The 748-nt window shown below is 28.7% G+C and carries 1 protein-coding gene and 1 pseudogene; both read right to left on the bottom strand.

Annotated elements, in window-relative coordinates; all coding sequences use genetic code 11:
- Positions 1 to 20: 20 nt before the first annotated feature.
- Positions 21 to 350, bottom strand: coding sequence for an HU family DNA-binding protein (locus BBA70_RS01490; RefSeq protein ID WP_252861520.1), 330 nt, complete (start codon positions 348 to 350; stop codon positions 21 to 23).
- A 65-nt stretch (positions 351 to 415) separates the two neighbouring features.
- A pseudogene (locus BBA70_RS01485) lies at positions 416 to 731 on the bottom strand (single-stranded DNA-binding protein).
- Between the last annotated feature and the right edge of the window lie 17 nt (positions 732 to 748).

Raw genomic sequence — 748 nt, 5'->3', positions numbered from 1 at the left:
TCATATTAAGTCTCCTTTTTTTATTTTAATTGAAGTTTTTTGACTTGGTCTTTTATTGGTTTTGACATTTTAAAACTAACAACCGTTTTTGCAGGTATTTTTAAATTTTTACCAGTTCTTTTGCCTGTTCTTTTGCCTGTTTGTTTATTGATGATGAATTTAGTTTCTGGTGTTGTGTGGGCTTTTCTAGTTTTTAAGATGAATTTGCCAATTTTAGAGGATAAAACCACTTCTTCGTTTGATGTAATTGCTTTAATTAGAGCATTCTCAAAAGAGTTGTAAAACTCTTCGGTTTGGGTTATTGAGGTTTTATTTACCTCAGCTATTGATTTAATTAATTCTTTTTTTATTCATATTTTTTTTCTCCTTTTTGTTTATAAAAAAAAGTCCCTTTAGGGACTTAATGTTGTGAATATTATTTGGATTTGTTATCTAAAAAGATGACGTTTTGGATAATTACTTTAGTGGTGATTCGTGTTTGGCCTTCATTGGTGGTATATTTTTTGGATTGATAATGCGCCTTCTGCATATATTTTTGAACCTTTATTTAAATATGTACTCATGTTTTCAGCTTGATTACGAAACACTACACAAGGGATGTATTGCACTTTATCCTTGTTGTTAATTGCTAAATTGAAATCTATTTTTGGGATTTGTTCGTTGTTGCTATTGATAAATTGTTTTTCTAGGTTATGGGAGATATTACCGATTAATTGGACTTTATTTAACATTTGATTTCTCCTTTCTT

Source organism: New Jersey aster yellows phytoplasma (genome assembly GCF_002554195.1).
Lineage (GTDB): Bacteria > Bacillota_I > Bacilli_A > Acholeplasmatales > Acholeplasmataceae > Phytoplasma.
The sequence above is the reverse complement of the archived record's forward strand: the minus strand, read 5'-3'. Positions and strand labels throughout refer to the sequence as shown.